We start from the raw sequence: 25405 nt of genomic DNA, 5'->3' as shown, positions 1-25405 counted from the left end.
GATCGCCCTCCCCATCGAGATCCGTGCCGGTCAGTACAGGTCGGCCTTACCGTCCGCGCCGAACAGTTCGATCTTCTCAGCCGCGGTCGCCTTGAGGGCGGCGATCGGCTCGGGCTGGATCGCGTTCGGCTCGCGCAGACGCTCGTCGGTGCCGAGGATCTCGCGCATGCGGTTGTGGTAAGAGACCTTGATATCGCTGGAGATGTTGATCTTGTTGATACCCAGCTCGACGGCCCGACGCAGCTCGGAGTCGGGGTTCGCCGATCCGCCGTGCAGCACGAGCGGGATGCCGACCGCGGCCTTGATCTCCTGGAGCAGGTCGTGACGCAGCTCCGGGTTCTTCTCGGCGGGGTACAGACCGTGCGAGGTGCCGATCGCGATGGCCAGGCTGTCGACGCCCGTCTCCTCGACGAAGCGCACCGCGTCGTCGACGTTGGTGTAGATGATCTCCGCGGCACCGGACTCGCCGTAGCTGTCGTTCGCGCCGATCGTGCCGAGTTCGCCCTCGACCTGGACGCCGACGGCGTGGGCGGCCTCGACGACCTTGCGGGTGAGGGCGACGTTCTCGTCGAACGGCAGCAGCGACGCGTCGATCATGACCGAGGTGAACCCGGACTGGATCGCGGTGATCATCTGCTCGTAGCTGCCGCCGTGGTCCCAGTGGATCGCCACGGGGACGCTCGAGCGGTGCGCGCGGGAGTGCATCGCGGCGATCAGGTCGGTGGTGATGTGCGAGACCTCGTCCGGGTGGATCGCGATGATCACCGGGGCGTTCTTCTCCTCGCTGATGTCCATGACTCCGTTGAACATCGCCCAGTCGCTGATGTTGAACGCCGGGATCGCGAAGTTGTGCGCGTTGGCGACGTCGAGGATGGATTTTCCGGTGTAGAGCACGTGTTTCTCCTGTTTTCGTGATGGTCGAAGGCCCCGGACGGGGTGGCTGTCAGCTCTTCACCGACCCGGCCGTGAGGCCGCTGATGAAGTAGCGCTGGAAGAAGAGGAAGAGGATGAGCACGGGGATCGACCCGAGCACGCTCATGGCCATGATCTGGTTCCACTCGTAGGAGTGCTGACCCATGAGGAGTTGGATGCCGATGGGCACCGTGCGCATGTCGATCGTGCGGGTGAGCGTGAGTGCGAAGAGGTACTCGTTCCACGCGATCATGAACGTGTAGATGCCCACCGAGACGATGCCCGGCACCGAGATCGGCACGAGGATGCGCCACAGTGCGGTGAACGACCCCGCGCCGTCGACGCGGACGGCCTCGTCGAGCTCGCGCGGCAGGGTGTTGAAGTACCCGGTCATCATGATGATCGCGTAGGGCAGGGTGAACACCATGTACGTGAGGATCAGGCCGGCATAGGAGTTGTACAGGCCGAGGGCGACCATGAGCCCGAAGTACGGGATCAGCAACGTGATCGGCGGCACGGCCTGCACGCTCACGATCACCACGTTGAGGATGCGCTTGCCCCGGAAGTCGAAGCGGCTGAAGGCGTAGGCGGCCTGGATCGCGACGATGAGGGTGAGGATCGTGACCGACCCCGCGACGATGTAGCTGTTGAGGAAGAACCGCACCGTCTCGGCGTTCGTGAAGATCGCGATGTACGCGTCGAACGAGAAGGTGTCGGTCACGAGGCGCGGCGGCAGTTCGAAGATCTGGGTGTTGGACTTGAACGAGCTCGAGAGCATCCACAGCACGGGCCCGGCGGCGAAGACTGCTCCGATGACCAGGCCGATCAGCAGCGAGCCCTTCGCGACCACGCGGCGGTTCTTGACGGTGAGCGCCATGATCAGTCCCTCGCTTTCTGGTGACGGACGTAGAACACGGCGAGCACCATCGACATCAGCAGCACGAGCACGGCGGAGGTCGCGGCGAGCGAGAAGTCGTACTTGGCGAACGCGAGCTTGTAGGTGAAGGTGCTCAGCACCTCGGTGACGTCGATCGGACCGCCGCCGGTGGTCATCCAGATGAGGGCGAACTGCTGCGACGTCCAGATCAGGTCGAGGAGCACGAGGCTCACGATGATCGGCCGCAGCTGCGGGATCGTCACGTTCCAGAAGCGTTGCACGTTGTTCGCGCCGTCGACGGTGGCCGCCTCGTGGAGTTCGGCGGGAACGCCCTGGAGCCCGGCGAGCAGGCTCACCATGAAGAACGGATAGCCGGCCCAGATGTTGATGAAGATGATGGTGCCCAATGCCAGCTGCGGGGAGGCGAGCCATTCGATGTCGGTGTTGAGCAGGAAGTTGATCACGCCGTTCGGGGCGAGGAGCATGCGCCACAGCACCGCGATCACGGCGACCGTGAACAGCCACGGCAGAACGTAGAGAGCCCGGAACAGCGAGCGGGAGACCCGGCCGAGAAGAGGACTGTTCAGCATCATCGCGAACGCGAGGCCGAGCACCAGGTGGGCCAGCACGCTCGTCACCGTGAACAGGATCGTGTTGCCGGTGGCTTTCCAGAACCGCGGGTCCGAGAGGATCTCGACGTAGTTGCCGATGCCGACGAACTCCGGCGACTTGTTCAGGATCACGTTGTCCTGGAATGAGTATCCGATCACCATGACGATTGGCACGATCATCAGGACGAACAGCAGGATGATCGTCGGCGAGAGGAAAGCGTACGACTCGGTCGTCTTGCGCAGTTGCCGTCGGCGCCGCGAGTGCGGCACGCCGGTGACGATCACCTCGGTGTCGTCGGTCGTTCTCAGGCTCATGAGGTGCAGGCTCCTAGGTTGGTCGGGTGCCGCACCGCATCATCGGCGATGCGGCACCCCGTTCAGGCGGGAGGCGAGGAGCTCAGAACTCCGCTTCCCAGGACGTCTGCGCCGCCTTGAGCGCGTCGGGGATCGACTGCTGCCCGTCGAGCGCGGACTGCAGCTGCTCGCCGAACTGGCGCATCAGCTCCTCCGCCACCGGGAGACCGGTGAACTCGTTGGCGGGGTAGCCGGCCTGGTAGATGTCGAACGCGGTCTTAAACAGCTCGTCGTCGTTCACGAAATCGGGAACCGAGGTCGAGTTGCCGGGGAAGGCCTTCGCCATCGTCGAGAGCGTCGAGTTGGTCTCCTGGCTCATCAGGAACTCGACGAGCTTGAACGCCGCTTCCTTGTGCTCGGAGTTCTCGGCGACGCCGATGCCCCAGGAGGCATAGGGGATGCCGCGCTCGCCCTCGTATCCGTCCTCGGCGGGGATCGCCGAGATCGAGAACTCGAGATCGGGGTTCGTCTCGCGGATGAGGTTGATGTGCGCGAGCGAGTCGATCATCATCCCGGCACGGCCGTTGGTGAACTCCTCGACCTTGTCCTGCTCCTTCATCGTGAACGAGCCGGAGGCGATCACGCCCGCGTCCCACAGCTCGCCGATGTACTCGACCGCCGAGGTCACGTCGTCGTTGGTGAGATCGGGCTGGCCGTCCTTCAGCATGGAGCCGCCGGATGCCCAGACCCACGACATGACGTCGTTCTGCACGCCGTTCGGCGCCTCGAGCGAGAGCGGGAGGACCCATCCGGAGACGTCGCCACCGAGGGCGGACACCTTCTCCGCGGCATCCGCGAACTCGCTCCGGGTGGCGGGCGGAGCGTCGACGCCGGCCTCGGCGAGGAGCGCATCGTTCGTGAACATCGGGTACACGAAGTTGACGACCGGGATCATGTAGGTACTGCCGTCGACCTGGATCTGGCTGGCGAGCTCGCTGTCGTCGTAGTCGTACTCCTCCATCAGGGCGCTGAGGTCGGCGATGACTCCCTGCGAGGCGAAGTCGTTGACCCACGCGCCGTCGAGACCGACGACATCGGGCATGGTTCCGGATGCCGCACCCGCGAACAACTGCTCCTTGGTGGAGGCGTACGGACCGCTCACGAGATCGACCGTGATCCCGGGGTTCGCCGCCTCGAACTCATCGATGAGAGCGCGGAACTCGCCATCGGGCAGTTCCGGTTCCCACCACTGGGCGAATTCGATCGTCACGTCGCCGCCGTCGCCACCGCTGTCGCCGCCGGTGCTGGGCGCACAGCCCGACACCGCCAGAAGGGTCACGGCCGTTGCGGCGGCTCCGACGATGTTCCGGGTGCGTCGCTGCCCCAGTCGCACTGTGCTCATCACTTCTCCTCTTCGAGATCGTGCCGCATCACGCGCTTCAATGCTTGTTCATGCGGTTTTGAGCCATGTTATGCCCGCATTTGCGGGCACGTCAAGGGGTAATTCAGGCATGTCGTTACAGATTTCCGCGGTTGGCCACGCAACTCCCCCGGAAAATCGACGCTCACTCGATGTGCCGTTTTCTGCATCGATCTGCAATGTTCGACGCTTTCGTGTGCTAGAGATGTCTGCATGGAATCAACCGCACCGGCACATCGTCGTCGCCTCCCCGCGGGCAGGAAGGCCGATCTCGCCAGCTACGTCGAGCAGACGGGGCAGGTCACGGTCGGCGACCTCGCCGAGCACTTCGGCGTCTCGATCGACACGATCCGCCGCGATCTCGATCAACTCGACCGCGAGGGCGTGCTCGTCCGCACCCACGGTGGCGCCGTGAGCGCCGCGACCGGTCCCCTCAAGGACCGTGCGCTCGACGTGCGCATGCGCGTGCAGACCGAGGAGAAGGAGCGCATCGCCCGTATCGCCGCCGGCCTGATCGAAGACGGGTCGGTGGTGATGCTGAACGCCGGAACGACGACGTTGGCGGTCGCCCGCGCTCTCCGCAACCATCAGGATCTGACGATCGCGACCAACAACCTGCGGATCCCGGCCGAGATCGCCCCCACCGCGTTCCGCGACCTGTACGTGTTCGGTGGCGCGGTGCGCTCGATCACGCAGGCGACGACCGGTCCGGTGACATTCACCATGACCCCCGGCGGTCCGGAGGTCGACATCCGCTGCGACCTCGCTCTCATCGGTGTCGGAGCCGTCGACGAGGGTGGATATTCCGCGTCGAACCTCGGTGATGCCGCGATGATGTCCGAGATGATGCAGCGCGCCGAGCGCACCGCGATCCTGGCGGACTCCTCGAAGCTCGGGCGCCGGTTCTTCGCGCAGATCGCCCAGCTCGAGCGCGCCGACTATCTGATCACGGATGCCCCGCCACCCCCGCACGTCGCCGCCGCACTCGCGCAGGCCGATGTGCAGGTACTGGTGCCCTGAGACCTCTCCCGAACGACGACGGAGGCCGCCGGGATCACTCCCGGCGGCCTCCGCACGTTCAGCGAGGTGGGGTCACCACCATCCACCGATCAGATCGAGGATCCAGTCGATGATGCCGCCGATGATCCCCCCGATCGTGCTCGCCTTCTTGACGGTGACGGATGCCGTGGCTTCGTCTCCGTCCGCCTGCGAGACGGCGACGGTGTAATCGCCGGCCTTGGTGTTCTTCGGAACGGTCACGGCCGTGTCGAAGGAGCCGTCGCCGGAGACCTGGATCGTGCCGACTTCGATCGGCGCGCCCTTCTTCGATCGCAGCTGCACGATCACGGTCTCGCCCGGCTCGTATCCCTCACCGGTGATCTGCAGCTTCTTGCCTGCTGTCACCTTCGAGGAGCCGAGGTCGATGGTGCCCGCGAACTCGGCCTCACCGGTGATCGTGAACGGCACCTGCACCGTCGTGCCCGTCGACGGGACCGACACGGTGAGCTCCTGCTCACCCGTGACTCCTTCGGGAACCGTGAAGGTGAGCGTCGCGCGCCCCGCCTCATCGGTCGTGTCGACGATCGCCGGGTCGACCGCGCCCGATGCGAGCTGGGTGTCACCCAGAGAGAGCGTCACCTCGCCCGGGGCCGGCTCGCCCGCGCTGAACGCGAGCGACGACAGCGCGACGGTCACCTGGTCGCCGGCGCTGTAGCCGTCGGCGTCCGCCGGACTCACCGTCACACCCACGGCACGCTGAGCCTGATCGGGCGTCGCCGTACCGTTCGCGTCGAACCAGTCGACCATCGACTGCAGGTCGATCTTGCCGGTGTCGCGCTTGCCCGTACCCTCCCGGAAGGTGACGAAGTTGTCGCCGCCCGCCGCGAGGAACGAGTTCGCCGCGACCGTGTACTCGGCCGTCGGGTCGATCGGGACTCCGTCGAGCGTGATCGACGTGATCCGCGCACCCTGCGCCGCCGTGGGGTCGTGCGTGTAGACGAGCCCCTCCGACACACCGAGCTTCAGGAACGGACGCGCCGCTCCCGCGGGCTGCCACTGCTCCTCGAGCACACCCTTGAGCTGCTCCCCCGTCAGGGTGAGCGTCACGAGCGTGTTGGCGAACGGTTGCACGTTCGCCGCCTCCCGGTAGGTGACGTTGCCGTCGGGATCGGATGCCCCGCTCGACGCGTATGCGAGGTTCGCGCGCAGTCCGCCGGGGTTCATCAGGGCGATATCGGCATCCGTCGACCACTTCTGCACGTCGGCGACGAAGTTGCCGATCGTCGACTCGCCACCGCGGTTCTCCGAACCGTTCGCCTGACGCGCCCGGTTGAAGTCCGCCGTGATCTGTCCGACCTCGACCGCGCCGAGCACGTCGGCCTCGGCCTTCGCCTTCGCGACGATCTCGGCGACCTCGGGAACGGCCGGGTAGAGCGGCTGCCCGTTGGCGGTGAGGGGCTTGATCTCGTTGGTGATCGAGAGCAGCTCCTTGGTGGTCGGGTCGACCTGGATGTTCATCAGCCCCAGGTTCTCGCCGTACTGCCCCGCCGAGACGACCGGTCGGCCGTCGATGACGTGGTTGTACGCGAGGTGAGTGTGGGCCGAGACGATCGCATCGACGTCGTCGTCCACGCCGTACACGATCTCGCCGAGCGGGGAGTCGGGCGTGACCGCCGCGATGTCCGTGCTCTCGGCGCCCTCGTGCACGAGCAGGATGATGACGTCGGCCTCGCCGTTGGACGCGTCGCCGTCGCGCAGGTCGTCGGCCACCGCGTTCACGGAGTCGGCGATGCTGCGCACCTCGAGGTCGGCGATCCCCTCCGGGGACACCAGCGAATCGAGATCCTCTGTGACGGCTCCGATGAAGCCGACCTTGACCCCGTCGAGTTCCTTGACCCAGGCGGGCGCCAGCGCGGGCTCACCGGTCTCGGTCACGAACACGTTCGACGCGATGTACTCCCAATCCGCGCGCTCCTGCACGCGATCGCGCAGATCCTCCCAGCCCTGATCGAACTCGTGGTTCCCCGCCGAGCTCACGTCGAGACCGGCGGCATTGAGCGCGTCGATCGTGGGGTTGTCGTCGTTGATGAACGAGGTGAAGGTCGAGGCGCCGATCAGGTCTCCCGCTCCCGCGAAGATCGTGTTCGGATTCTCGGAGCGGAACTGCTGCACGGCTCCCGCGAGCACCGCAGCACCGGCGGCGGCACCGTCGGCCTCGATGCGTCCGTGGAAGTCGTTGACCGTGACGACATCGATGCTCACCGGCGGGATCTCCGAGGAGACGCCGACGATGATCGGGTCGTGGTCGCTCGAGCGGTAGGGCGTGCCCGCCTCGGTGGCGCCGAACGCGTAGCCGCGGTCGCTCCACTCGGGGGAGTTGATGCCCCAGACGCCCGCTCCGGTGATCGACGAGGTCAGCGACGGCGACGCGATCACGTGGTCGAGCGAGCCGAGCTCGCCGTCGAACGTGTAGGTGTACTGCCCGTCGGTCTTGTCGGCGACGAGATCGCTCCAGCCCGCCGACGTGAACACGTCGATCGGGTCTTCCTTGCCGTAGGCGTTGAAGTCGCCGATCAGCAGCAGGTCGCTGCTCCCGGTCGATTCCTCGAGGTCACCGGCGAAGTCGAGGATGGCCTCGGCCTGCGCCACGCGGTCGGCGTTGAAGAATCCCTGGCCGTCGGCGGGCTCGGCGCCCGCGCCGGTGGGCGGCGACTTCGACTTGAGGTGGTTCGCGACGACCGTCACGACGCGCCCATCGATGTCGAACGCCTGCGCGATCGGCTCACGGGCGTTGCCCCACACCGACTCGTCGGTCACGGTCGCACTGTCACCGACCGGCGATACGGCATCCTTCTTGTAGATGATCGCGTTGGTGATGTAGTCGGTCGTCTCGGCGTCGTTCAGCGCGTCGGGCGTCGGCACGAACGCCCACACCTCGCTGCCCGCCGCCTCGTTGAGCCCGTCGACCAGATCGGCGAGCGCGGTGTCGATCGGCTTGCCGAGCTTCACCGAGTTCTCGATCTCCATGAGCGAGACGATGTCGGCGTCGAGCCCGTTGATCGCCGCGACGATCTTGGACTTCTGGATCGCGAACTGAGCCGCATCGGCCGCACCGCGGGCGTCGAGGTTCTCGCTCTTCAGCGTCGTGAAGTAGTTGAAGACGTTGAACGACGCGACCTGCACGTCGCCGCCGACGTCCGGAGCGGTCTCGGTGCGCGGGTTCGTCTGCTCGAACCCGACCTTGAGCTCGGCGGGCGAGGAGTCGTCGATCGGCACCGTCGGCTGGAGCCGCCAGTCGTCGAAGCCCCACTGCAGGATGTAGCCGGCGTCGCTGAAGTCGACGACGTCGCCGGTGCGCACGACCTGGTCGGTCGTGAAGTAAGGCTGCTGCCCCGGATGGTTGTTGTTGTTCACCTGCAGCGACCAGGCATCGTCGAGCAGGAGGCGGTTCGCACGGTTGGCGGCAGCGATCGCCGCTGCATCGTCACCGGGACGCGTCGTCTCGGTGCTCTTGACGTTGAGGTCCTCGCCGGCGTTCAGCCACAGCGTGCCGAAGTTGTAGAGCTGGTGACTCGACGCGAGACGGTAGGTGCCGGTCGGAGCCACGAGCATGTTCTCGTACTGCTCGCGGTCGGCGCCCACGACGGTGTCGGGCAGGGGGGTGACTTCGGGCAGCCCGGCGTCGGCCGTGACGACCTCGACGCCCGCGAGCGCCGTGGGCGAGACCTGGGTCTGACCGAAGTACTCGCTCACCCGGCCGGTGACCGAGACGAGGTCGCCGATCTCGAGCGTGGGAGCGAGGTTGTTCAGATAGACGAACACCCCATCGGAGGCACCGGGCGTCGCGTCCTCGGCGCCGCCGGAGCCCTGCGTCTGGATCACGATTCCCTTGTAGCCGCCGGTGCGGTAATCGGCGGTGACGACGCCCTCGACCGTGACCGTCTGACCGTTCACAGGAGAGACGTCGCCGGTGCCCTGCACCTCGGCGATCGTGTGGGTGGCCGGAGCGCTCGCGGCCGCGGCATCCTCCACGGGAGCCGCCGGAGCGTCGTCCGGCGCGGGCTCCTCGGAGGGAGCGGCATCGGACTCATCGGCCGGCGCCTCGGTGGCCGGAACCTCGGTGGCCGGGGTCTCGGGCACCGGGGCCTCGGTGTCGTCCGGCGCGGGGGTCGCCGGGGCCTCGGTCTCGATGCTCGACGATGCGGGGGCATCGACCGGTTCCTCGGCGAAGGCGGGGGCCGCGGCGAGCGACCCTAAGGTCAACGCGACGGCGGTGGTCAGAGCGAGAGCGCCGGTGCGCCCCCGCTTCCGGAATTCTGACGAATCGACTCCCGAGCGGGCGTCGTCGTGGGGGGCTGACATGCGAACGGTCTCCTCGACATTGTGGATTTCGGTGACGTCGGGCCCTTGTGGGGCCTGTCGTGCGGCGCCCGAAGCGTGTGTCCGGACGCGCGCATGTCTTCGACCATACGGAGAGGGTCCGACATCCTCAATGGTGTTCGCCGTTTGGTCACCGAGTGCTCACCGACAGAGTGAGACCTCGTCCGCGGGGCGCCTCGGTCAGGCGGATGCCGCTGCGGCGTCCTCGAACTCCTCGACCTCGCGCTCCCAGGCATCCTTCGCCAGGCGGTACCAGAGGTAGAAGGCGAAGCCCGCGAAGATCGCCCACTCGACGGCGTAGAAGACGTTCAGCCAGTTGACCGGCGACATCTCGTTCGGGGCGGGGGAATCGATGTCGACGAGGCCAGCGGATGCCTCGATCGCGGCGAGATACGGCCGATACACGTCGAGCTGGTCGGTGTCGTGCCAGAAGCTGAGCAGCGCGGCGGGTGACATCCGGCTCATGCGGTCCGGCTGGTCGTGCGGCGGCGGAACCGGTCCCTCGTCGGAGATGATGCGACCGGCGATCTCGACGGCGCCGTCGTCATCGGCGTTCAGTTCGTCGATCGCCGCGTCCGCGCTCTCCCGGTCGGGTGCCCAGCCGATCGCGACCGCGATCGACGTGCGCTCGGCGACGCGCAGCTGACCGGTCACCCAGTAGCCCTCGACGCCGTCGTTGAACCGCTGCGAGACCACGAGGAAGTCGCCGGGCACCCAGGTTCCCGATGTCTCGACCCGCTGACCGACGAGCGGCTCCGGCAGATACTCCCCCGGGGAGAGGACGTCGTCGAGCTGCTGCACCTGCTCGGTCGCGCCGGGCTCGGGCGGGTCGGTCTCGATCGCCCGTTCGAGCTGCCACTGGCCGAGCCACGCGAACACGCCGGCCACCAGCAGGCAGAACAGCAGCATGCCGATCCAGCGTCCGCGCAGCATCACCTCACGGAGGGTCGGCGGGAACAGCGGAGCGGATGACACGGTGGCGCAGCGGTGGATCAGGCTTCGTACGGAGCGAGGACGACCTCGACCCGCTGGAATTCCTTGAGATCGGAGTACCCGGTGGTCGCCATGGACTTGCGCAGTGCGCCGATGAGGTTCGCGGTTCCGTCGGCCACCGGAGCGGGGCCGTAGAGGATCTCCTCGAGCGTGCCGATGCCGCCGACCTGCACGCGACGCCCGCGCGGCAGCTTCGGGTGGTGGGCCTCGGGGCCCCAGTGGTATCCCTGGCCGGGCGCGTCGGTCGCGCGGGCCAGCGCGACGCCGAGCATGACGGCATCCGCTCCCATCGCCAGCGCCTTCACGATGTCGCCCGACGTGCCCACGCCGCCATCGGCGATGACGTGCACGTAGCGTCCGCCGGACTCGTCGAGGTAGTCGCGACGCGCGGCGGCGACGTCGGAGACGGCGGTCGCCATCGGCGCGTGGATGCCGAGGGTCGCGCGCGTTGTCGACGCCGCTCCCCCGCCGAAGCCGACGAGCACACCGGCCGCGCCCGTGCGCATGAGGTGCAGCGCGGCCGTGTAGGTGGCCGCGCCGCCCACGATCACGGGCACGTCGAGGTCGTAGATGAACTTCTTGAGGTTGAGGGGCTCGACGTCGCTCGACACGTGCTCGGCCGACACCGTGGTGCCGCGGATCACGAAGAGGTCGACCCCGGCCGCGGCGACGGTGTCGTAGAACTCCTGCGTGCGCTGCGGAGTGAGCGAGCCGGCGACGGTCACGCCTGCTTCACGGATCTCGGCGAGGCGCTGCGTGATGAGCGCGGGCTTGATCGGCTCGGAGTACAGCTGCTGCATGCGCACAGTGGCCTGGGAGTCGCTGAGGCCGGCGATCTCCGCGAGCAGCGGTTCCGGGTTCTCGTACCGGGTCCACAGGCCCTCCAGGTCGAGCACACCGAGGCCGCCGAGCTGCCCGAGCATGATCGCCGTCTGCGGGCTGACGACCGAATCCATCGGCGCCCCCAGCACGGGGATGCCGAAGCCGAAGGCGTCGATCGTCCATGCGGTCGACACGTCCTCCGGGTTCCGCGTGCGCCGCGAGGGCACCACCGCGATGTCATCGAACGTGTACGCGCGACGCGCGCGCTTTCCTCGGCCGAGCTCGATCTCCATGGTCACCACTCCAGACTACCTGGGCGCGGACCCGGTCGATGGCTGGGAGACTGAGAGCGAGAACGGGAGGATGCATGGGAACGGATGCCGCAGCGGTCGTCGTCGTGGGCGGTGGGGTCATGGGACTCGCCACCGCGTGGGAGCTCGCACGGCGCGGGAAGCGCCCCGTCGTGCTGGAGCGGTTCGCCCGCGGCCACCACGAGGGCGCGTCGCACGGAGCCACGCGCAACTTCAACAACGCCTACGACGAGGAGCACTACCTCGATCTGCTCGTACGCGCGCGGGAGGGCTGGGTTGCGCTCGGCGACGTCGGGGGTGCGCCGCTGCTGCGGCTGCACGGCCTCGTCACGCACGGCGATGTCGACATCCGGCGAATCCACGAGCGTCTGAGCGCGCGCGGCATCCCGTCCGAAGTCCTCTCCCCCGACGAGTCGCGTCGGCGCTGGTCCGGCATGCGATTCGACGGCGATGCGCTGTGGTCGTCCGACGCCGGCGTCGTCCGGGCATCCGATGCGCTGATCGAGTTCGAGCGTCGCATCCTCGCCGCAGGTGGCGAGGTGCGCTGGAGCACACCGGTCGCGGCGATCGACGACCGGGGCGACGGCGTCGACCTCACCCTGGGCGACGGATCGCACGTGCATGCCGGAACGGTCGTCGTCACCGTAGGCGCCTGGAGCCGGAGCCTCCTGGGAGGACTCGCACTCCCCCGCCTCACGGTCACGGAGGAGACCCCCGCGCATTTCGCGCCGGTCGACGACGCCGTCTGGCCCTCGTTCAACCACTACGTCGATCCGGCGGAGTATCCCGCGACCGTGTACGGCATGCCCACCCCCGGCGAGGGCGTGAAGGTCGGCTTCCACCGCGTGGGCGACGAGGTCGACCCCGACGCCCGCCCGCACCGCCCGACGCATCTCGACGCGCTCGCGACCTACGTGCGCGAGTGGATGCCGGGACTCGACGCGGCGAGCGCCGTGCCGATCAGCTGCACCTACACGTCGACCGACGACGGCGCGTTCGTGCTCGATCGACGCGGGCGGATCGTCGTGGGCGCGGGATTCTCCGGCCACGGCTTCAAGTTCGCGACCGGCATCGGGGCGACGCTCGCGGACCTCGCGCTCGACGACTCCTCGCGGGCCGCCGCACCGTTCCGGCTGCCGCCGGTGTGAGGATCACCCCTGCGAGAGGCCCGAAAGCCGGAGCACCTCCGTGCGCGGCGCCATCGGGAGGGTGAACCAGAACTCGGTGCCCTTTCCGACCTCGCTGTGCATGCTCATGGTCCCGCCGTGGGCGAGAACGATCGCTCGTGTGATGGTCAGGCCGAGTCCCACCCCCGGCACGGCGTTGCGGGTCGCCGTCGAGGCGCGGAAGAACCGGGTGAACAGCATCCCCTGCTCCTCCTCGGGGATTCCGAGTCCCGTGTCCTCGATGCAGATGCGCACTTCGCCGTCGAGCTTCTCGAGCCGCGTCGTGACGCGTCCACCGCTCGGGGTGAACTTGATCGCGTTCGACAGGAGATTGTCGACGGCTTGACCGATGCGTCCGGCGTCGACGATCAGATGGATCGGATCCGAGGGGACGTCCATGATGAGCTCGACGCCGTTCTTCTGCGCGTTCGGCCCGGAGGATTCCACGGCCGCGCGCACGAGTGCGCCGAGATCGGCGTCCTCCTTCTCGAGGGGAAATCTGCCCGACTCCGCCTGCGCGGTGAAGAGCAGGTCGCCCACGAGATTCAGGAGACGTTTCGCGTTGCGTTCGATCACCGCGACGAAATCCTGCTGCTCGTCGGTCAACGGGTTCTCCGGATCGTTCTGGAGCAGGTCGAGGAAGCCGATGATCGCACTCAGCGGTGTGCGCAGCTCGTGCGAGATCATGCCGACGAACTCGTCCTTGAGACGCGCGACCTCGACGGCCTTCGTCTCGTCCGTGATGACGAGCAGGTACCCGCGCTGCTCGCCGGCGGCGCCCTGATACAGCGACAGTGTGAGGCGCACCGGCACGACCGATCCCCCGGCCGTGGTCATGTCGACATCGGCCTCGACGGTCCGCCCGGCATCGACCTCGTCGAGAAGGGCGCGCATCCCCGTCGGGTCCTCGGGCGATCGAGGTGTGGACGGATCGGCGAACTGGCCGAGTGCCGCCGGATCGAAGAAGCGATTGACCCGCACATCGTCGAGCGCCTCGTCGACCGAGAGCCCGATGAGTCGCTCCGCACCCGGATTCCAGGCGATCACCATGCCGCGGGGGTCGGTGGCGATCACGGCCTGAGCGGTGATCGAGTTCCACAGGCTGCTGAACGAATCCAGGAGGAAGCGGTACTGCTTCTCGCTCGCCTGGAGCTGCTGCACCATCGAGAGGTTCGCGGAGAGCGCCTCCGTCCGCTCGTCGACGAGAGCCTCGGCCTGCGCGGTGCGCAGGCGCTGAAGTCGCGAGAGTTCGTTCACGATCGCGCCCACGACGGCGAAGACGAGAGGGCTGATGACTCCTCGGAGCCAGGCCAGTTCCCCCGCTTGCGGGTCGAGCGCGATCGGCATCAGGAACGCGATCGACGTGAGCGCGCCGATCGCGAAGACGGGTCGCAGCCCCGGTGACGCGGCGAGCCAGATGACCGGTAGCAGCACGAACGATGAGAAGAGGGATGCTGTGCCCCCGGTGCCTACTCGCAGGGCGCCGATGGCCACGATGTCCACGGCGGGGATGATCAATACCACCCAGCCGTCGTGAATCCCCCTCGCCGCGAGAAGAGCCGCGAGAACGGTCACCAGCCCGACCAGGACGACTCCGACGATCGTCGCGGGAGGATTGATGGCCTGGATCCCGGGGACGAATACCACGAGCAGACCGGCGAGACCGACGGCGATCGCCGTGGGTCCCTGCTTCATCAGCGGCGTCGGATCATCGAAGTACCGCTGCCAGCCGCGCTGGACGGGCGCCGGTGCGGCAGCCGTGCCGAGCGAGGCGTGGCGGTTCACCGGCTGACCCCGGCGACGGCGCTGCGCAGGGCTGCTCCGCGCACGGGTTTCGGGAGTGCGGCATCCGCCGTCGGATACGAGGCCGCATCGAGCACGGAACTGATCACGAGGAAGCACCGCGGGAACGTCTCTCGGACCAGACGCGCGCACTCGGTTCCGGAGATGCCGGGAAGCATGAGATCGAGCACCGCGAGAGACGGATCGATGTGCGGGAAGGCGGAGATCGCCGACTCGGCGTCGCCCGCCGAGAACACGTCGAAGCCTTCCCGGTCGAGGTGACGACGCATCAGCGACATCTGGTCGAGGTCGTCCTCGACCACGAGCGCCAGCGGGCGTGCGCTCATCGGAGGAACATCTCGCGGACGACCACCATGACCACGACGACGGCGATGGCTGCGGCGGCCTGCCAGACGAGCCGCTTCTCAGAGCGCGCGTCCTTCTCGATCTCCTCGGCCTCGGCCTGGGGGGTGGGCATCTCGGTCATGAGTCGACCCGTCCGACCTTCTCGGTCTTGATCCAGGAGGCGTCGGCGCGACGCCACTCCTTGATGTACGAATCCACGGTGATGGCGCACAGCAGCGAGCCGTATCCGCAGATGTAGAGCAGGAGGCCGGCGAAGAATCGCCCGCCGGGGAGCTTCTCGACGGTCCGGGCGAGCCAGACGCCCAGCATCGAGATCGGACCCCAGAGGTAGAAGATGAGCGCCCAGACGAAGAGCGTGTCGTCGTTCAACGACCCGCCCAGGGCGAGCACTGCATCTTCGAACGCCCACGGGAACAAGGCGATCGCCATGAGGATGAGCGCGCCGAGACCGGGGAACATGATGGCCTCGCGCCACGAGTGCCGACCGATCCGCCCGTCGAGCTGCACGGAGTAGAGCATCGAGAACAGATAGATGCACGCTGCGGCGATCCACATGAACCGGAAGACGAACTCCGCGATGTCGCTGTGGAAGATCAGGAGGATCACGAGTGCCGTCGCCGCGACCAGCATGAAGGCCGGCAGCAGCAGGATCGTGAACCACGCGAGCCCGAACGAGAAGCTGCCCAGCTGGTGGTCGGGGCTCGGCCGGAACCAGAGGTGCTTGTAGATGGACGTCAGCTGCACGTTGCCGCGCGCCCACCGCAGGCGCTGCTTCCAGAGCGCATCGATCGTACGCGGCTCTTCGGCCAGCACGACCGCGTACGGCTCGAAGACCGCCCGTCTCCCCTTCAGCTGCCCCTCGAAGGTCGTCATGGTGTCTTCGGCGAGCGTCCCGGTGGGGATCCGTCCCCCGATGGCTTCGAGGTTCGCCCGCGAGTGCAACTGCGCCCCGCCGGCGAGGCAGGCGATCGCCCCGAGCACGTTCTGCGTGCGTCGTGCGGAGAGCTGACCGATGATGTACTCGACCCCGATGAATCGGGTGAGGTAGTTGCGGTCGCGGCTTCCCTCGGCGATGTACGCGGTCACGGCGCCGACCTTCTCGTCGGCGAGGTGCCGGGTGAGCTTGCGCAGGGCATCGCGGGCGAAGATGACGTCGGCGTCCATGATCAGCACCGCCTCGGTCCACGGGTCGGCGAGAGCGATGTCGAGTCCGTGGTTCAGCGTGTGCGCCTTGCCCTGTCCGCCGACCTCGCGCCGCAGGTGCTCCACGCGTCCCGGATACTGTTCAGCCTTCGCGCGCACGATGTCGGGGGTGTCGTCGGTGGACGCATCGTCCACCACGAAGATCCGCAGCCGATCCTCGGGATACTGCAGCTGCAGCAGTCGTTCGATCGCCGGCCCGATCACGAGCCCCTCGTTCCAGGCGGGGATGATCACCGCCACGTGGGGATGGTACGGGGCCGCCTTGCCGTAGTGGTTGCGGAACGCATGCATCGGCAGCGACAGGAACTGCAGCCCGGTGTTGATCACGGGCAGCGTGCCGACGAGGATGCAGAGGATGAGGACGATGACGATCGTCGTCTGCCACCATTCCAGTTGATCGATCATGCGGGCGCCTCCGTTCCGAGCAGGTCGCGCACGCGCGCGTACCGACCCACGTCGCGAGCATCATGACTGTCGGTCGATGCCACCAGCTCGGCACCCGCAGCACGGAGTGCGGCCAGCGATGCGGGTTCCGGGCACCCCCATTTCTCATTGACCTCGACGAGCGTGCCCGTGAGCGCCGCGGCCTGCGCCCACGACGTGAGTCTTTCCTCGCCCAGATCGCTCTCGGCGAGACCGATCTTCGGCAGCAGCGAGAAGCAGTGGGCGAGCTGGTTGCCCGGGTGGCGCTCCATCGCGGCGATGACGCCCGTGATGAAGTCGTCGAGAACGTCGGACGCCGCCCAGCCGTGGGCGATGCGCTCGCGCACGGCGGTCGGGCTGAGCGGGCCCCGGGCGCCGGGGAACTGGTGGTCGGCGATGAGGATGCGATCGATCCCCAACGGCAGCTCGGGGATGTCGAGAGTTCCCGCGGTGTCGAGGATCTTGGCCTCGACACCCGTGAGCACGGTCAGTCCGTCGGGCACGCGGAGGCCCGCGATCGCGGAGACGTATTCGGGCACCCACGTGGTGTCCCGGCGCACGTGATCGACGATGCGGAGGGTCTCGAGGCCCGCGACGACGGCGGCTTCGACGTTCTGCTCGGGCGTCGAGACGGCGTCGTCCGAGAACGTGGAGTGGACATGGTGATCTCCGCGGAGGATGTCGACGCTCATTCGCCCTCCTGGTGACCGGCGTGCGCCGAGACGAGCACGTCGTCGATCTCGACGACGATGTCCTCGAGGAAGCGCACCGAGGCAAGTTCGCGGAACGGCAGTCGCTCGGGCAGTTCGGCACCGAGGAAGAGGTCGACGACGAGCGAGGGGATGTCGACGCCGGCGGCGATCGTGAGCGGCAGCGCTCCCGGGAACCGCGGGTTCACCTCGAGGAGCGCGGCGGCGCCGGTGCGGTCGCGCCGGAGTTGCACGTTCGCGACGCCCACGAGCCCGATGGCCCGGGCGATCTCGGCGGCGGTCTCCTCGAGGTCGGGGTCGTGGACCGTGCGACCGGCGATCGCGACACCGGAATCGACACGGGCACGGGTGCGTGGCACGGCGGCGACGACCCTCCCGGTGGCATCGGCGATGACGTCGACCGAGTACTCCTCACCGGGCAGGTAGTCCTGCACGATCAGTCCTTCGTCGGTCGGAAGGGCTTCGAGCGCTGCGCGATCGGGAACCAGGCGGATGCCCCGGCTCCCCGCACCCTGGCGGGGCTTGGCGAAGACCGGGAACTCCCAGTCGATCGCGAGCGCGTCGGCTCCGGCCAGCACGGTGCGGGGTGCGCGTCCGGTGGGCGCGCACCGCTCGGCGAGGAGAAGCTTGTCGAGTGCGGTGTCGAGGGTGTCCGCGGACGGCGCGGCGAGCACGGCGGGAGCGAGTTCCTCACGCCGTCGGGCGAGCGTGACGAGTTCGACGTCGACGGTCGAGATCACGAGATCGAGACGGTCGTCGACGACCATCCGGGCGAGCGCGGGCACGAAGTCATCGGCCTTGCCCGGCGGCACGAGGCGCCGCTGCTCGGCGGGCACGAGGTACAGGCCCGCCGCCCAGCCGTCCATGTCGGCCGCGAGGACCGTGAGTTCGGGGCGGCGCAGAAGGGAGCGGATGACGGCGACGCCGGCGGGACCGCCGGCTCCGGTCACGAGGACGCGGGCCATGTCAGCCCTCCTGTCGGGTGAGTTCATGGGCGCCGACGAAGGCCGCCGTCTCGCGGACGATCTCGAGCGGTTCGACCGCGAGCCCGTCTCCGAAACGCGACCAGTAGCGCGCGGTCGCCCGGACGAACTCCGGGTCGAGATAGGTGCGGTTCGCCGTCTGCGACGCGAAGCAGTCGAGCAGCCGGAGCTTCTGATCGATGTAGCCGTCGATGCGCACGAAGCGGGTCGGGCGGAAGTCGATCGTCGCCGAGGGGCTCTGGTAGCAGGCGACCGTGCCGACCCGGCGGGTCGCGACGGTGGTCGCCTCGTTCACGGCCCGGTGGTCCTGGTGGCGATCGTGAGTGGAGTGCGTGTAGACGATCGTCGGCTGGATCTGCTCGACGACCTCTTCGATCAGACGCACGGTCGACCCGCCGCCGGAGATCTCGGTGTCGACGAGATCCTTGAGGAACAGACGTGCGCCGAGCAGCTCGGCCGCGGCGAGCGACTCGTGCTGACGACTGTCGGCATCGCCACCGCGTGCGCCGCGCGAGAGCGTGAGGATGGTGATCTCGTCACCCGCTGCGGCGTGCGCGGCGAGCACGCCCCCGACGCCGATCTCGACGTCGTCGGGGTGGGCTCCGACCGCGAGCACGACCTCCTTTCGGCGCCCTTCGTCGCGACGACGGCGCCCCTCTTCGGCGAGGGTGCGGACGACCTCGACGAGCCGCGCATTGTCCAGCGGCTTGGTGAGGAACTCGTCGGCCTGGGCCCGGAGGGCCGACACCGCGTACTCCACGGAGACGTGGGCGGTCATGACGACGACGGGCACCGCCGGCACCTTGCGGCGCAGCTCGGCGAGAAGTTCGAGGCCGTTCAGACCGGGCATCTCGATATCGGTGACGACGACGTCGGGACGAACCTCGGCGACCCTTTCGACAGCCGTGAGGCCGTCGGGCGCGAGGTCGACGATGCAGCCGGCTCGACGTTCGAGCACCGTCTTCACGAGCAGGGATACGTCGGGGTCGTCATCGACGACGAGGACGCGGATGGCATCTCCGGACAATGCGGCTCTCCTTGGGGAGGTTCCCATCCGTTGCGGAGCGGTATGCGTCCGGTGCGTTCGCCACCGGGAGCACGCGGGAAAGGGCGAGCAGGTTACTCATGATTGTGACACACGCCCCTCGCCCGGCAGCGCGCGACACCACGCAGAGAAAGAGGGGCGGATGCCGCGGCATCCGCCCTCTTCATCCGCGCGAGCGGATCACTTCTTGTAGTTGGGCGCCTCGACGACGATCTGCACGTCGTGGGGGTGCGACTCCTTGAGACCCGCCGAGGTGATGCGCACGAAGTTGCCGCGCGACTTGAGCTCCTCGATCGTGCGGGCGCCCACGTAGAACATCGACTGGCGGAGTCCTCCGACGAGCTGGTACGCGACAGCGGCGAGCGGTCCGCGGTACGGCACCTGCCCTTCGATGCCCTCGGGGATCAGCTTGTCGTCGCTGGGGACGTCGGCCTGGAAGTAGCGGTCCTTGGAGTACGAGGTCTGCTTGCCGCGGGTCTGCATCGCGCCGAGCGAGCCCATGCCGCGGTACTGCTTGAACTGCTTCCCGGACTGGAAGACGATCTCACCCGGCGACTCGTCGGTGCCGGCGAGCAGCGAGCCGAGCATGACGGCATCCGCACCGGCGACGAGGGCCTTGGCGATGTCGCCCGAGTACTGCAGACCGCCGTCGGCGATCACCGGCACGCCCGCGGGGCGGGCGGCGAGGGATGCCTCGTAGACCGCGGTGACCTGGGGTACGCCGACACCGGCCACGACACGGGTGGTGCAGATCGATCCGGGGCCGACACCGACCTTGACCGCGTCGACACCGGCGTCGACGAGCGCCTGCGCACCCTCGCGGGTCGCGACGTTGCCGCCGATGATGTCGATGTGCGCGAAGGACTCGTCGGCCTTGAGCCGCTTGACGAGGTCGATGACTCCCTGCGACTGGCCGTTGGCCGTGTCGACCACGAGCACGTCGACACCGGCGTCGCGGAGCGCCTCGGCCCGCTCCCACGCGTCGCCGAAGAAGCCGATGGCCGCACCGACGCGCAGACGCCCCTGGTCGTCCTTGGTGGCAAGGGGGTACTTCTCGCTCTTGTCGAAGTCCTTGATGGTGATGAGTCCGGCGAGCTTGCCGTCGGCGTCGATCAGCGGCAGCTTCTCGACGCGGTGCTTCGCGAAGAGGGCGATGACCTCGCCCGCGGCGACGCCGACCGGAGCAGTGACGAGCCCCTCCGAGGTCATGACGTCCTTCACCAGCGTCGACTGGCGCTCGAAGCCCGACACGAAGCGCATGTCGCGGTTGGTGATGATGCCGACGAGACGGCCATCGCCGTCGACGACGGGAAGGCCCGAGATGCGGTACTGGGCGCACAGCGCGTCGACCTCTTCGACGGTCGCGTCGGGGGTCGTGGTGATCGGGTCCGTGATCATGCCCGACTCGCTGCGCTTCACGCGGTCGACCTGCGAGGCCTGGTCGGCGATCGAGAGGTTGCGATGCAGGATGCCGATGCCGCCCTCGCGGGCCATCGCGATCGCCATTCGCGCCTCGGTGACGGTGTCCATCGCGCTGGAGAGAAGCGGAGTGGCGACCGAGATGCGGCGAGTCACCCGCGAGGAGGTGTCGGCCTCGCTGGGGATGACATCCGTGTGCCCGGGAAGGAGGAGAACGTCGTCGTACGTCAGTCCGACGAAACCGAAGGGATCGTGCTGTTCCATGGATGCTCCTCCTGCGCGTGTCGCGCGACGCCGAGTTCGTGGGGCCGGCCGGATCGGGCCGGGAAACCGTATGAAGATTCTAAGCGGAGAGCGCCCGAGAACATTCCCGGAGCGGGCGGGGCGACCGGCTCCCGCGGTCCACCGGAGTATTGGTACCGCTCTCATTTCGATCAGATTAAAGGTGTAGGCGAAACGCCGATCGCACACTACAGTCAAGTGCGTCGTCCAACCCGAGACGGTCGAAGTCTGTGCGAAGGCGCACTCACACTGGAGGTTGCGTGGGATCCACAACAATCGCCGTCCACCGGAAGCCGTGGCTGGTCGCGTTCATTGGAGTGCTTCTCGCACTCGGCGCGATCCTCATGCAGCCGCCGCTCGCCGCCTCGGCAGAGACGACAGACGACGGCCAGGAGGTCACCGACTTCTACTTCGGCGGGGTCATCACCAACGATGACCAACCGGTCGACGGCGTCGAGCTCTCGATCTCCGGAAACGGCTTCGAGGGTGAGACCGAGACGGATGCCGAGGGCAAGTGGCGCCTGTACGTTCCCGAGAAGGACACGTACACGATCACGGTGAACGAGGACACGCTTCCCGACGGCGTGATCGTCGATGCGTCGCTCCTCCCGGAGGGCACGCAGCCCATCTCTGGCACCACGGCGTCGTTCGAGGTCGAGTTCGGCCTGACCGGAACCAAGATCCTCAACCTCTTCCTCGGCGAGGGCGAACGCATCACCGTCAGCTTCATCGATCAGCTGGCATCGCGTCTGGTCGGCGGCCTGAACTTCGGTCTGCTGCTCGCTCTCGCCTCCATGGGCGCCGCGCTCATCTACGGCACGACGCGTCTGTCGAACTTCGCGCACGCCGAGATGGTGACCTGGGGCGGTCTCGTCGCCGTCGTCACGACATCGATGTGGATGCTCCCGCCGTGGGTCGGCATCGCCGCGGCCGTGATCGGCGGCGCGCTGCTGGGATGGGCGATGGATGCCGGTCTCTGGCGTCCGCTGCGGCGCCGCGGACTGGGCGTCGTGCAGCTGATGATCGTCAGCATCGGGCTCTCGCTCGCCCTTCGCTACCTCTTCCAGTACATGATCGGCGGCGGCACGTACCAGCTCCCCGGGGCGAGCCCGGAGCCCATCCGGCTCGGACCGATCTCCCTGTCGTACATCGACATGATCGCGATGGGCGTGAGCATCGTCGTCATCATCGGTGTGGCGTTCTTCCTCACCCGCACCCGCATCGGCAAGGCGACGCGCGCGATCTCCGACAACCCGCAGCTCGCCGCGGCATCCGGCATCGACGTCGACCGGGTCATCCGCTATGTCTGGATCCTCGCGGGAACGCTCGCCGCGATCTCGGGTGTGCTGTGGGGCTACTTCCGCCCCGGAGTGACGTGGAACATGGGCATGCAGATGCTGCTGCTCATCTTCGCCGCCATCACGCTCGGAGGTCTCGGCACCGCCTTCGGCGCCCTCCTCGGCTCGCTCATCGTGGGCATGGCCGTCGAGGTGTCCACCCTCTGGATCCCCTCCGACCTCAAGTACGCGAGCGCTCTCGTCATCCTGATCGTGATCCTTCTCGTCAGACCGCAGGGCCTGCTCGGCCGCAAGGAAAGGTTGGGCTGATCCTCATGAACTTCGATTCCATCTTCACCAACACGGCTGCGTACCTGTTCAGCCCGATCACGCTGGCGTACGCGCTGGCCGCCACGGGTCTCGCCGTGCACTTCGGCTACGCCGGTCTGCTCAACTTCGGCATGGCCGCGTTCATGGCGATCGGCGGCTACGGCTACGCCATCTCCGTGCTGAGCTTCGGCCTGCCGTGGTTCGTGGGCATGCTCATCGGTCTGCTCGGCGGCGCGCTCTTCGCGGTACTGCTCGGCATTCCGACGCTGCGTCTGCGCGCGGACTACCTCGCCATCGCCACCATCGCGGCCGGCGAGATCGTGCGCCTGCTGTTCACCACGCAGGTCTTCGACGAGTTCACGAACTCGGCTGACGGCCTCGCGCAGTACAACGGCGGCTTCCGCGACGCGAACCCGTTCCCCCCGGGGACCTACGGCTTCGGCCCGTGGACGTACACGGCCAACGACCTGTGGAACCGCGTGTTCGGACTCATCGTCCTCGCCGTCGCGATCCTCCTCGTCTGGTCGCTCATGCGCAGCCCCTGGGGACGCGTGCTCAAGGGCATCCGCGAAGACGAGGATGCCGTGCGCTCGCTCGGCAAGAACGTCTTCGCGTACAAGATGCAGGCGCTCGTGGTGGGCGGTGTCCTCGGCGCGGCCGGCGGAATCGTCTTCGTCCTCCCGTCGGCGGTCGTCCCCGGCAGCTACTCGACGTCGTTGACGTTCTTCCTGTGGACGATCCTCCTGCTCGGCGGCGCGGCCACGGTGTTCGGGCCGACGCTCGGAGCGGTGCTGTTCTGGGTGGTCAACGCGTTCCTCGCGAGCCTGCTGCCGCAGATGGCGAACGCCGGTCTGCTGCCGATGACCGACAAGCAGGCGGCGACCGTCGTGTTCATCGTCGTCGGTGTCGCGCTCATGCTGCTCGTGATCTTCCGCCCACAGGGCATCCTCGGAGACAAGAGGGAGATGACCTTTGTCAAGTGAAAACACCCCCGCGCCCGCCGAAGGGGCCACGCCGACGGGAAGCATCCGTCGCCCGAAGACCACCGGACTGACGAAGGGCGACGTGAAGCCCGGTGTCACCAAAGTCGACCCGATCCTCGTCGTCGATGCGGTGCAGCGACGCTTCGGCGGCATGACCGCCGTCGACGTCGAGCACCTCGAGATCCCCCGCGGGGCCATCACGGCCCTGATCGGCCCGAACGGCGCCGGCAAGACCACGCTGTTCAACCTGCTCTGCGGGTTCGACAAGCCGAACAGCGGCACGTGGTCGTTCGACGGCAAGAACCTGTCGGGCATCCCCTCTTTCAAGGTCGCCCGCATGGGCCAGGTGCGCACGTTCCAGCTGACCAAGTCGCTGTCGCTGCTCACCGTTCTCGAGAACATGAAGCTCGGAGCCACCGGCCAGCGCGGCGAGGGCTTCTGGTCGAGCCTGTTCCCCTTCCTCTGGCGTTCGCAGGACGCCGAGATCGAGAGCAAAGCCCGTGAGCTGCTCGCCCGGTTCAAGCTCGATGCCAAGGAGAAGGACTTCGCCGCCGCGCTCTCGGGCGGTCAGCGCAAGCTTCTCGAGATGGCGCGCGCGCTGATGAGCGACCCGACGCTGGTCATGCTCGACGAGCCGATGGCCGGCGTGAACCCGGCGCTCACGCAGTCGCTGCTCGACCACATCCTCGACCTCAAGGAAGAGGGCATGACCGTGCTCTTCGTCGAGCACGACATGCACATGGTCCGGCACATCGCCGACTGGGTCGTCGTCATGGCCGAGGGCCGCGTCGTCGCCGAGGGCCCGCCCGACGAGGTGATGAACGACCCCGCGGTCGTCGACGCCTACCTCGGCGCCCACCAGGACGTCGACCTCGGAGCCGTGACGGGTCGTATCCCGGTCGTGGCCGACGCCGAGGCCGCGCGCCTCCGCGAGCAGATCGAGGCCGAGGCCGAAGCAGAGCTCGAGTCGACGGATCCCGTGGACTCCGACACGAAGGACAACGCATGAGCGAAGACAAGGTGGTCGTCGAACTGACCGACGTCCACGCGGGCTACCTCCCCGGCGTGAACATCCTCAACGGGGCCAATCTCGTGGCACGTCAGGGAGAGCTGATCGGCATCATCGGACCGAACGGGGCGGGCAAGTCGACGCTGCTGAAGGCGATGTTCGGTCTCGTCAACGTGCGAGGCGGCGAGATCACCCTGAACGGCGAGAGCATCGTGGGCCTCAAGGCCGACAAGCTCGTGAAGCGCGGAGTGGCGTTCGTGCCGCAGACGAACAACGTCTTCCCCTCGCTGTCGATCGAGGAGAACCTGCAGATGGGGCTCTACCAGAACCCCAAGATCTACGCGGAGCGCCTCGAGTTCGTCACCAGCATCTTCGCGGAGCTGGGCAAGCGGTTGAAGCAGCGCGCCGGCTCGCTCTCGGGCGGTGAGCGACAGATGGTCGCGATGTCACGCGCGCTGATGATGGACCCGTCGGTTCTCCTGCTCGACGAGCCGTCGGCCGGCCTCTCCCCCGTTCGTCAGGACGACGCGTTCATCCGCGTCTCCGACATCAACAAGGCGGGCGTCACGACGATCATGGTCGAGCAGAACGCACGCCGCTGCCTGCAGATCTGCGACCGCGGCTACGTGCTCGATCAGGGCAAGGACGCGTATGAGGGCACCGGACGCGAGCTGCTGAACGATCCGAAGGTCATCGGACTGTACCTCGGAACGCTCGCCGACGACGTCGCCTAACAGCGAACAGAGAAGGGGGCGGGACGCTTCGGCATCCCGCCCCCTTCTCTGTGCGCTCCCGCATTCCGGCCCTG

21 protein-coding genes are annotated in these 25405 nt (G+C 67.6%); 6 read left to right on the top strand and 15 right to left on the bottom strand.

What is annotated here, in order from left to right; genetic code table 11:
- Positions 1 to 30: 30 nt before the first annotated feature.
- From ACFY9N_RS04320 to ACFY9N_RS04305, 4 genes are all read right to left on the bottom strand, one after another.
- The gene (locus ACFY9N_RS04320; RefSeq protein ID WP_391477027.1) at positions 31 to 894 is read right to left on the bottom strand and encodes a ketose-bisphosphate aldolase; all 864 of its coding nucleotides are present in this window, start codon (positions 892 to 894) and stop codon (positions 31 to 33) included.
- Positions 895 to 943: 49 nt separating this feature from the next.
- On the bottom strand, positions 944 to 1789 hold the full coding sequence (locus ACFY9N_RS04315) for a carbohydrate ABC transporter permease (protein WP_391477026.1): 846 nt from the start codon (positions 1787 to 1789) through the stop codon (positions 944 to 946).
- A gap of 2 nt (positions 1790 to 1791) precedes the next feature.
- Positions 1792 to 2715 carry a carbohydrate ABC transporter permease gene (locus ACFY9N_RS04310; protein ID WP_391477025.1) on the bottom strand — a complete coding sequence of 308 codons (924 nt, stop codon included), beginning with the start codon at positions 2713 to 2715 and terminating at the stop codon, positions 1792 to 1794.
- 82 nt (positions 2716 to 2797) lie between these two features.
- On the bottom strand, positions 2798 to 4096 hold the full coding sequence (locus ACFY9N_RS04305; RefSeq protein ID WP_391477024.1) for an ABC transporter substrate-binding protein: 1299 nt from the start codon (positions 4094 to 4096) through the stop codon (positions 2798 to 2800).
- Positions 4097 to 4327: 231 nt separating this feature from the next.
- Between ACFY9N_RS04305 and ACFY9N_RS04300 the strand changes: the two genes are divergently transcribed.
- Positions 4328 to 5134: a DeoR/GlpR family DNA-binding transcription regulator gene (locus tag ACFY9N_RS04300; RefSeq protein WP_391477023.1), complete on the top strand. Its 807-nt coding sequence runs from the start codon at positions 4328 to 4330 to the stop codon at positions 5132 to 5134.
- Between the two features lie 72 nt (positions 5135 to 5206).
- Here ACFY9N_RS04300 and ACFY9N_RS04295 read toward each other — a convergent pair whose 3' ends face one another.
- The 3 genes from ACFY9N_RS04295 to ACFY9N_RS04285 all read right to left on the bottom strand — a co-directional run bounded on the left by ACFY9N_RS04295 (position 5207) and on the right by ACFY9N_RS04285 (position 11601).
- Positions 5207 to 9475 (bottom strand): ExeM/NucH family extracellular endonuclease, encoded by a 4269-nt coding sequence (locus tag ACFY9N_RS04295; RefSeq protein WP_391477022.1) that lies wholly within the window; start codon positions 9473 to 9475, stop codon positions 5207 to 5209.
- Between the two features lie 198 nt (positions 9476 to 9673).
- On the bottom strand, positions 9674 to 10426 hold the full coding sequence (locus ACFY9N_RS04290; protein WP_391478450.1) for an SURF1 family protein: 753 nt from the start codon (positions 10424 to 10426) through the stop codon (positions 9674 to 9676).
- A 59-nt stretch (positions 10427 to 10485) separates the two neighbouring features.
- Positions 10486 to 11601: a GuaB3 family IMP dehydrogenase-related protein gene (locus ACFY9N_RS04285; protein WP_391478449.1), complete on the bottom strand. Its 1116-nt coding sequence runs from the start codon at positions 11599 to 11601 to the stop codon at positions 10486 to 10488.
- A 74-nt stretch (positions 11602 to 11675) separates the two neighbouring features.
- On the opposite strand from ACFY9N_RS04285, the gene ACFY9N_RS04280 reads away from it, so the two are divergent.
- Positions 11676 to 12767 (top strand): FAD-dependent oxidoreductase, encoded by a 1092-nt coding sequence (locus tag ACFY9N_RS04280; RefSeq protein WP_391477021.1) that lies wholly within the window; start codon positions 11676 to 11678, stop codon positions 12765 to 12767.
- Positions 12768 to 12770: 3 nt separating this feature from the next.
- Here ACFY9N_RS04280 and ACFY9N_RS04275 read toward each other — a convergent pair whose 3' ends face one another.
- The 8 genes from ACFY9N_RS04275 to guaB all read right to left on the bottom strand — a co-directional run bounded on the left by ACFY9N_RS04275 (position 12771) and on the right by guaB (position 20980).
- Complete coding sequence (locus ACFY9N_RS04275) at positions 12771 to 14570, bottom strand: sensor histidine kinase (RefSeq protein ID WP_391477020.1); 1800 nt, start codon at positions 14568 to 14570, stop codon at positions 12771 to 12773.
- Positions 14567 to 14914 (bottom strand): response regulator transcription factor, encoded by a 348-nt coding sequence (locus ACFY9N_RS04270; protein ID WP_391477019.1) that lies wholly within the window; start codon positions 14912 to 14914, stop codon positions 14567 to 14569. Before ACFY9N_RS04270 ends, ACFY9N_RS04275 begins: the two co-directional genes overlap by 4 nt.
- Complete coding sequence (locus ACFY9N_RS04265; RefSeq protein ID WP_391477018.1) at positions 14911 to 15054, bottom strand: hypothetical protein; 144 nt, start codon at positions 15052 to 15054, stop codon at positions 14911 to 14913. Before ACFY9N_RS04265 ends, ACFY9N_RS04270 begins: the two co-directional genes overlap by 4 nt.
- On the bottom strand, positions 15051 to 16541 hold the full coding sequence (locus tag ACFY9N_RS04260; protein ID WP_391477017.1) for a glycosyltransferase: 1491 nt from the start codon (positions 16539 to 16541) through the stop codon (positions 15051 to 15053). Before ACFY9N_RS04260 ends, ACFY9N_RS04265 begins: the two co-directional genes overlap by 4 nt.
- Positions 16538 to 17251 (bottom strand): PHP domain-containing protein, encoded by a 714-nt coding sequence (locus tag ACFY9N_RS04255; protein WP_391477016.1) that lies wholly within the window; start codon positions 17249 to 17251, stop codon positions 16538 to 16540. The genes ACFY9N_RS04260 and ACFY9N_RS04255 overlap by 4 nt, the downstream gene beginning before the upstream one ends.
- Positions 17248 to 18234, bottom strand: coding sequence for an ATP-grasp domain-containing protein (locus ACFY9N_RS04250; RefSeq protein WP_391477015.1), 987 nt, complete (start codon positions 18232 to 18234; stop codon positions 17248 to 17250). The genes ACFY9N_RS04255 and ACFY9N_RS04250 overlap by 4 nt, the downstream gene beginning before the upstream one ends.
- Position 18235: 1 nt before the next feature.
- Positions 18236 to 19279, bottom strand: a complete 1044-nt coding sequence (locus ACFY9N_RS04245; RefSeq protein WP_391477014.1) for a response regulator — start codon at positions 19277 to 19279, stop codon at positions 18236 to 18238.
- A gap of 198 nt (positions 19280 to 19477) precedes the next feature.
- Positions 19478 to 20980: an IMP dehydrogenase gene (gene guaB, locus ACFY9N_RS04240; protein WP_391477013.1), complete on the bottom strand. Its 1503-nt coding sequence runs from the start codon at positions 20978 to 20980 to the stop codon at positions 19478 to 19480.
- Positions 20981 to 21342: 362 nt separating this feature from the next.
- Here guaB and ACFY9N_RS04235 point away from each other — a divergent pair, with 362 nt between their 5' ends.
- From ACFY9N_RS04235 to ACFY9N_RS04220, 4 genes are read left to right on the top strand one after another with little or no spacing between them, the layout of a single operon-like run.
- The gene (locus ACFY9N_RS04235; protein ID WP_391478448.1) at positions 21343 to 22605 is read left to right on the top strand and encodes a branched-chain amino acid ABC transporter permease; all 1263 of its coding nucleotides are present in this window, start codon (positions 21343 to 21345) and stop codon (positions 22603 to 22605) included.
- A 5-nt stretch (positions 22606 to 22610) separates the two neighbouring features.
- Positions 22611 to 23588 (top strand): branched-chain amino acid ABC transporter permease, encoded by a 978-nt coding sequence (locus ACFY9N_RS04230; RefSeq protein WP_391477012.1) that lies wholly within the window; start codon positions 22611 to 22613, stop codon positions 23586 to 23588.
- Between the two features lie 43 nt (positions 23589 to 23631).
- The gene (locus tag ACFY9N_RS04225) at positions 23632 to 24597 is read left to right on the top strand and encodes an ABC transporter ATP-binding protein (protein WP_391478447.1); all 966 of its coding nucleotides are present in this window, start codon (positions 23632 to 23634) and stop codon (positions 24595 to 24597) included.
- Positions 24594 to 25331 (top strand): ABC transporter ATP-binding protein, encoded by a 738-nt coding sequence (locus ACFY9N_RS04220; RefSeq protein ID WP_391477011.1) that lies wholly within the window; start codon positions 24594 to 24596, stop codon positions 25329 to 25331. Before ACFY9N_RS04225 ends, ACFY9N_RS04220 begins: the two co-directional genes overlap by 4 nt.
- The last annotated feature ends 74 nt before the right edge of the window (positions 25332 to 25405 follow it).

It is taken from the genome of Microbacterium sp. NPDC008134 (assembly GCF_042957055.1).
Lineage (GTDB): Bacteria > Actinomycetota > Actinomycetes > Actinomycetales > Microbacteriaceae > Microbacterium.
The sequence above is the reverse complement of the archived record's forward strand: the minus strand, read 5'-3'. Positions and strand labels throughout refer to the sequence as shown.

Coding starts and splice junctions, on each gene's coding strand:
- ACFY9N_RS04315 (WP_391477026.1), bottom strand. CDS start 1,789: ATGGCGCTCACCGTCAAGAACCGCCGCGTGGTCGCGAAGGGCTCGCTG.
- ACFY9N_RS04310 (WP_391477025.1), bottom strand. CDS start 2,715: ATGAGCCTGAGAACGACCGACGACACCGAGGTGATCGTCACCGGCGTG.
- ACFY9N_RS04305 (WP_391477024.1), bottom strand. CDS start 4,096: ATGAGCACAGTGCGACTGGGGCAGCGACGCACCCGGAACATCGTCGGA.
- ACFY9N_RS04300 (WP_391477023.1), top strand. CDS start 4,328: ATGGAATCAACCGCACCGGCACATCGTCGTCGCCTCCCCGCGGGCAGG.
- ACFY9N_RS04295 (WP_391477022.1), bottom strand. CDS start 9,475: ATGTCAGCCCCCCACGACGACGCCCGCTCGGGAGTCGATTCGTCAGAA.
- ACFY9N_RS04290 (WP_391478450.1), bottom strand. CDS start 10,426: ATGCTGCGCGGACGCTGGATCGGCATGCTGCTGTTCTGCCTGCTGGTG.
- ACFY9N_RS04285 (WP_391478449.1), bottom strand. CDS start 11,601: ATGGAGATCGAGCTCGGCCGAGGAAAGCGCGCGCGTCGCGCGTACACG.
- ACFY9N_RS04280 (WP_391477021.1), top strand. CDS start 11,676: ATGGGAACGGATGCCGCAGCGGTCGTCGTCGTGGGCGGTGGGGTCATG.
- ACFY9N_RS04270 (WP_391477019.1), bottom strand. CDS start 14,914: ATGAGCGCACGCCCGCTGGCGCTCGTGGTCGAGGACGACCTCGACCAG.
- ACFY9N_RS04265 (WP_391477018.1), bottom strand. CDS start 15,054: ATGACCGAGATGCCCACCCCCCAGGCCGAGGCCGAGGAGATCGAGAAG.
- ACFY9N_RS04260 (WP_391477017.1), bottom strand. CDS start 16,541: ATGATCGATCAACTGGAATGGTGGCAGACGACGATCGTCATCGTCCTC.
- ACFY9N_RS04255 (WP_391477016.1), bottom strand. CDS start 17,251: ATGAGCGTCGACATCCTCCGCGGAGATCACCATGTCCACTCCACGTTC.
- ACFY9N_RS04250 (WP_391477015.1), bottom strand. CDS start 18,234: ATGGCCCGCGTCCTCGTGACCGGAGCCGGCGGTCCCGCCGGCGTCGCC.
- guaB (WP_391477013.1), bottom strand. CDS start 20,980: ATGGAACAGCACGATCCCTTCGGTTTCGTCGGACTGACGTACGACGAC.
- ACFY9N_RS04235 (WP_391478448.1), top strand. CDS start 21,343: ATGCAGCCGCCGCTCGCCGCCTCGGCAGAGACGACAGACGACGGCCAG.
- ACFY9N_RS04230 (WP_391477012.1), top strand. CDS start 22,611: ATGAACTTCGATTCCATCTTCACCAACACGGCTGCGTACCTGTTCAGC.
- ACFY9N_RS04220 (WP_391477011.1), top strand. CDS start 24,594: ATGAGCGAAGACAAGGTGGTCGTCGAACTGACCGACGTCCACGCGGGC.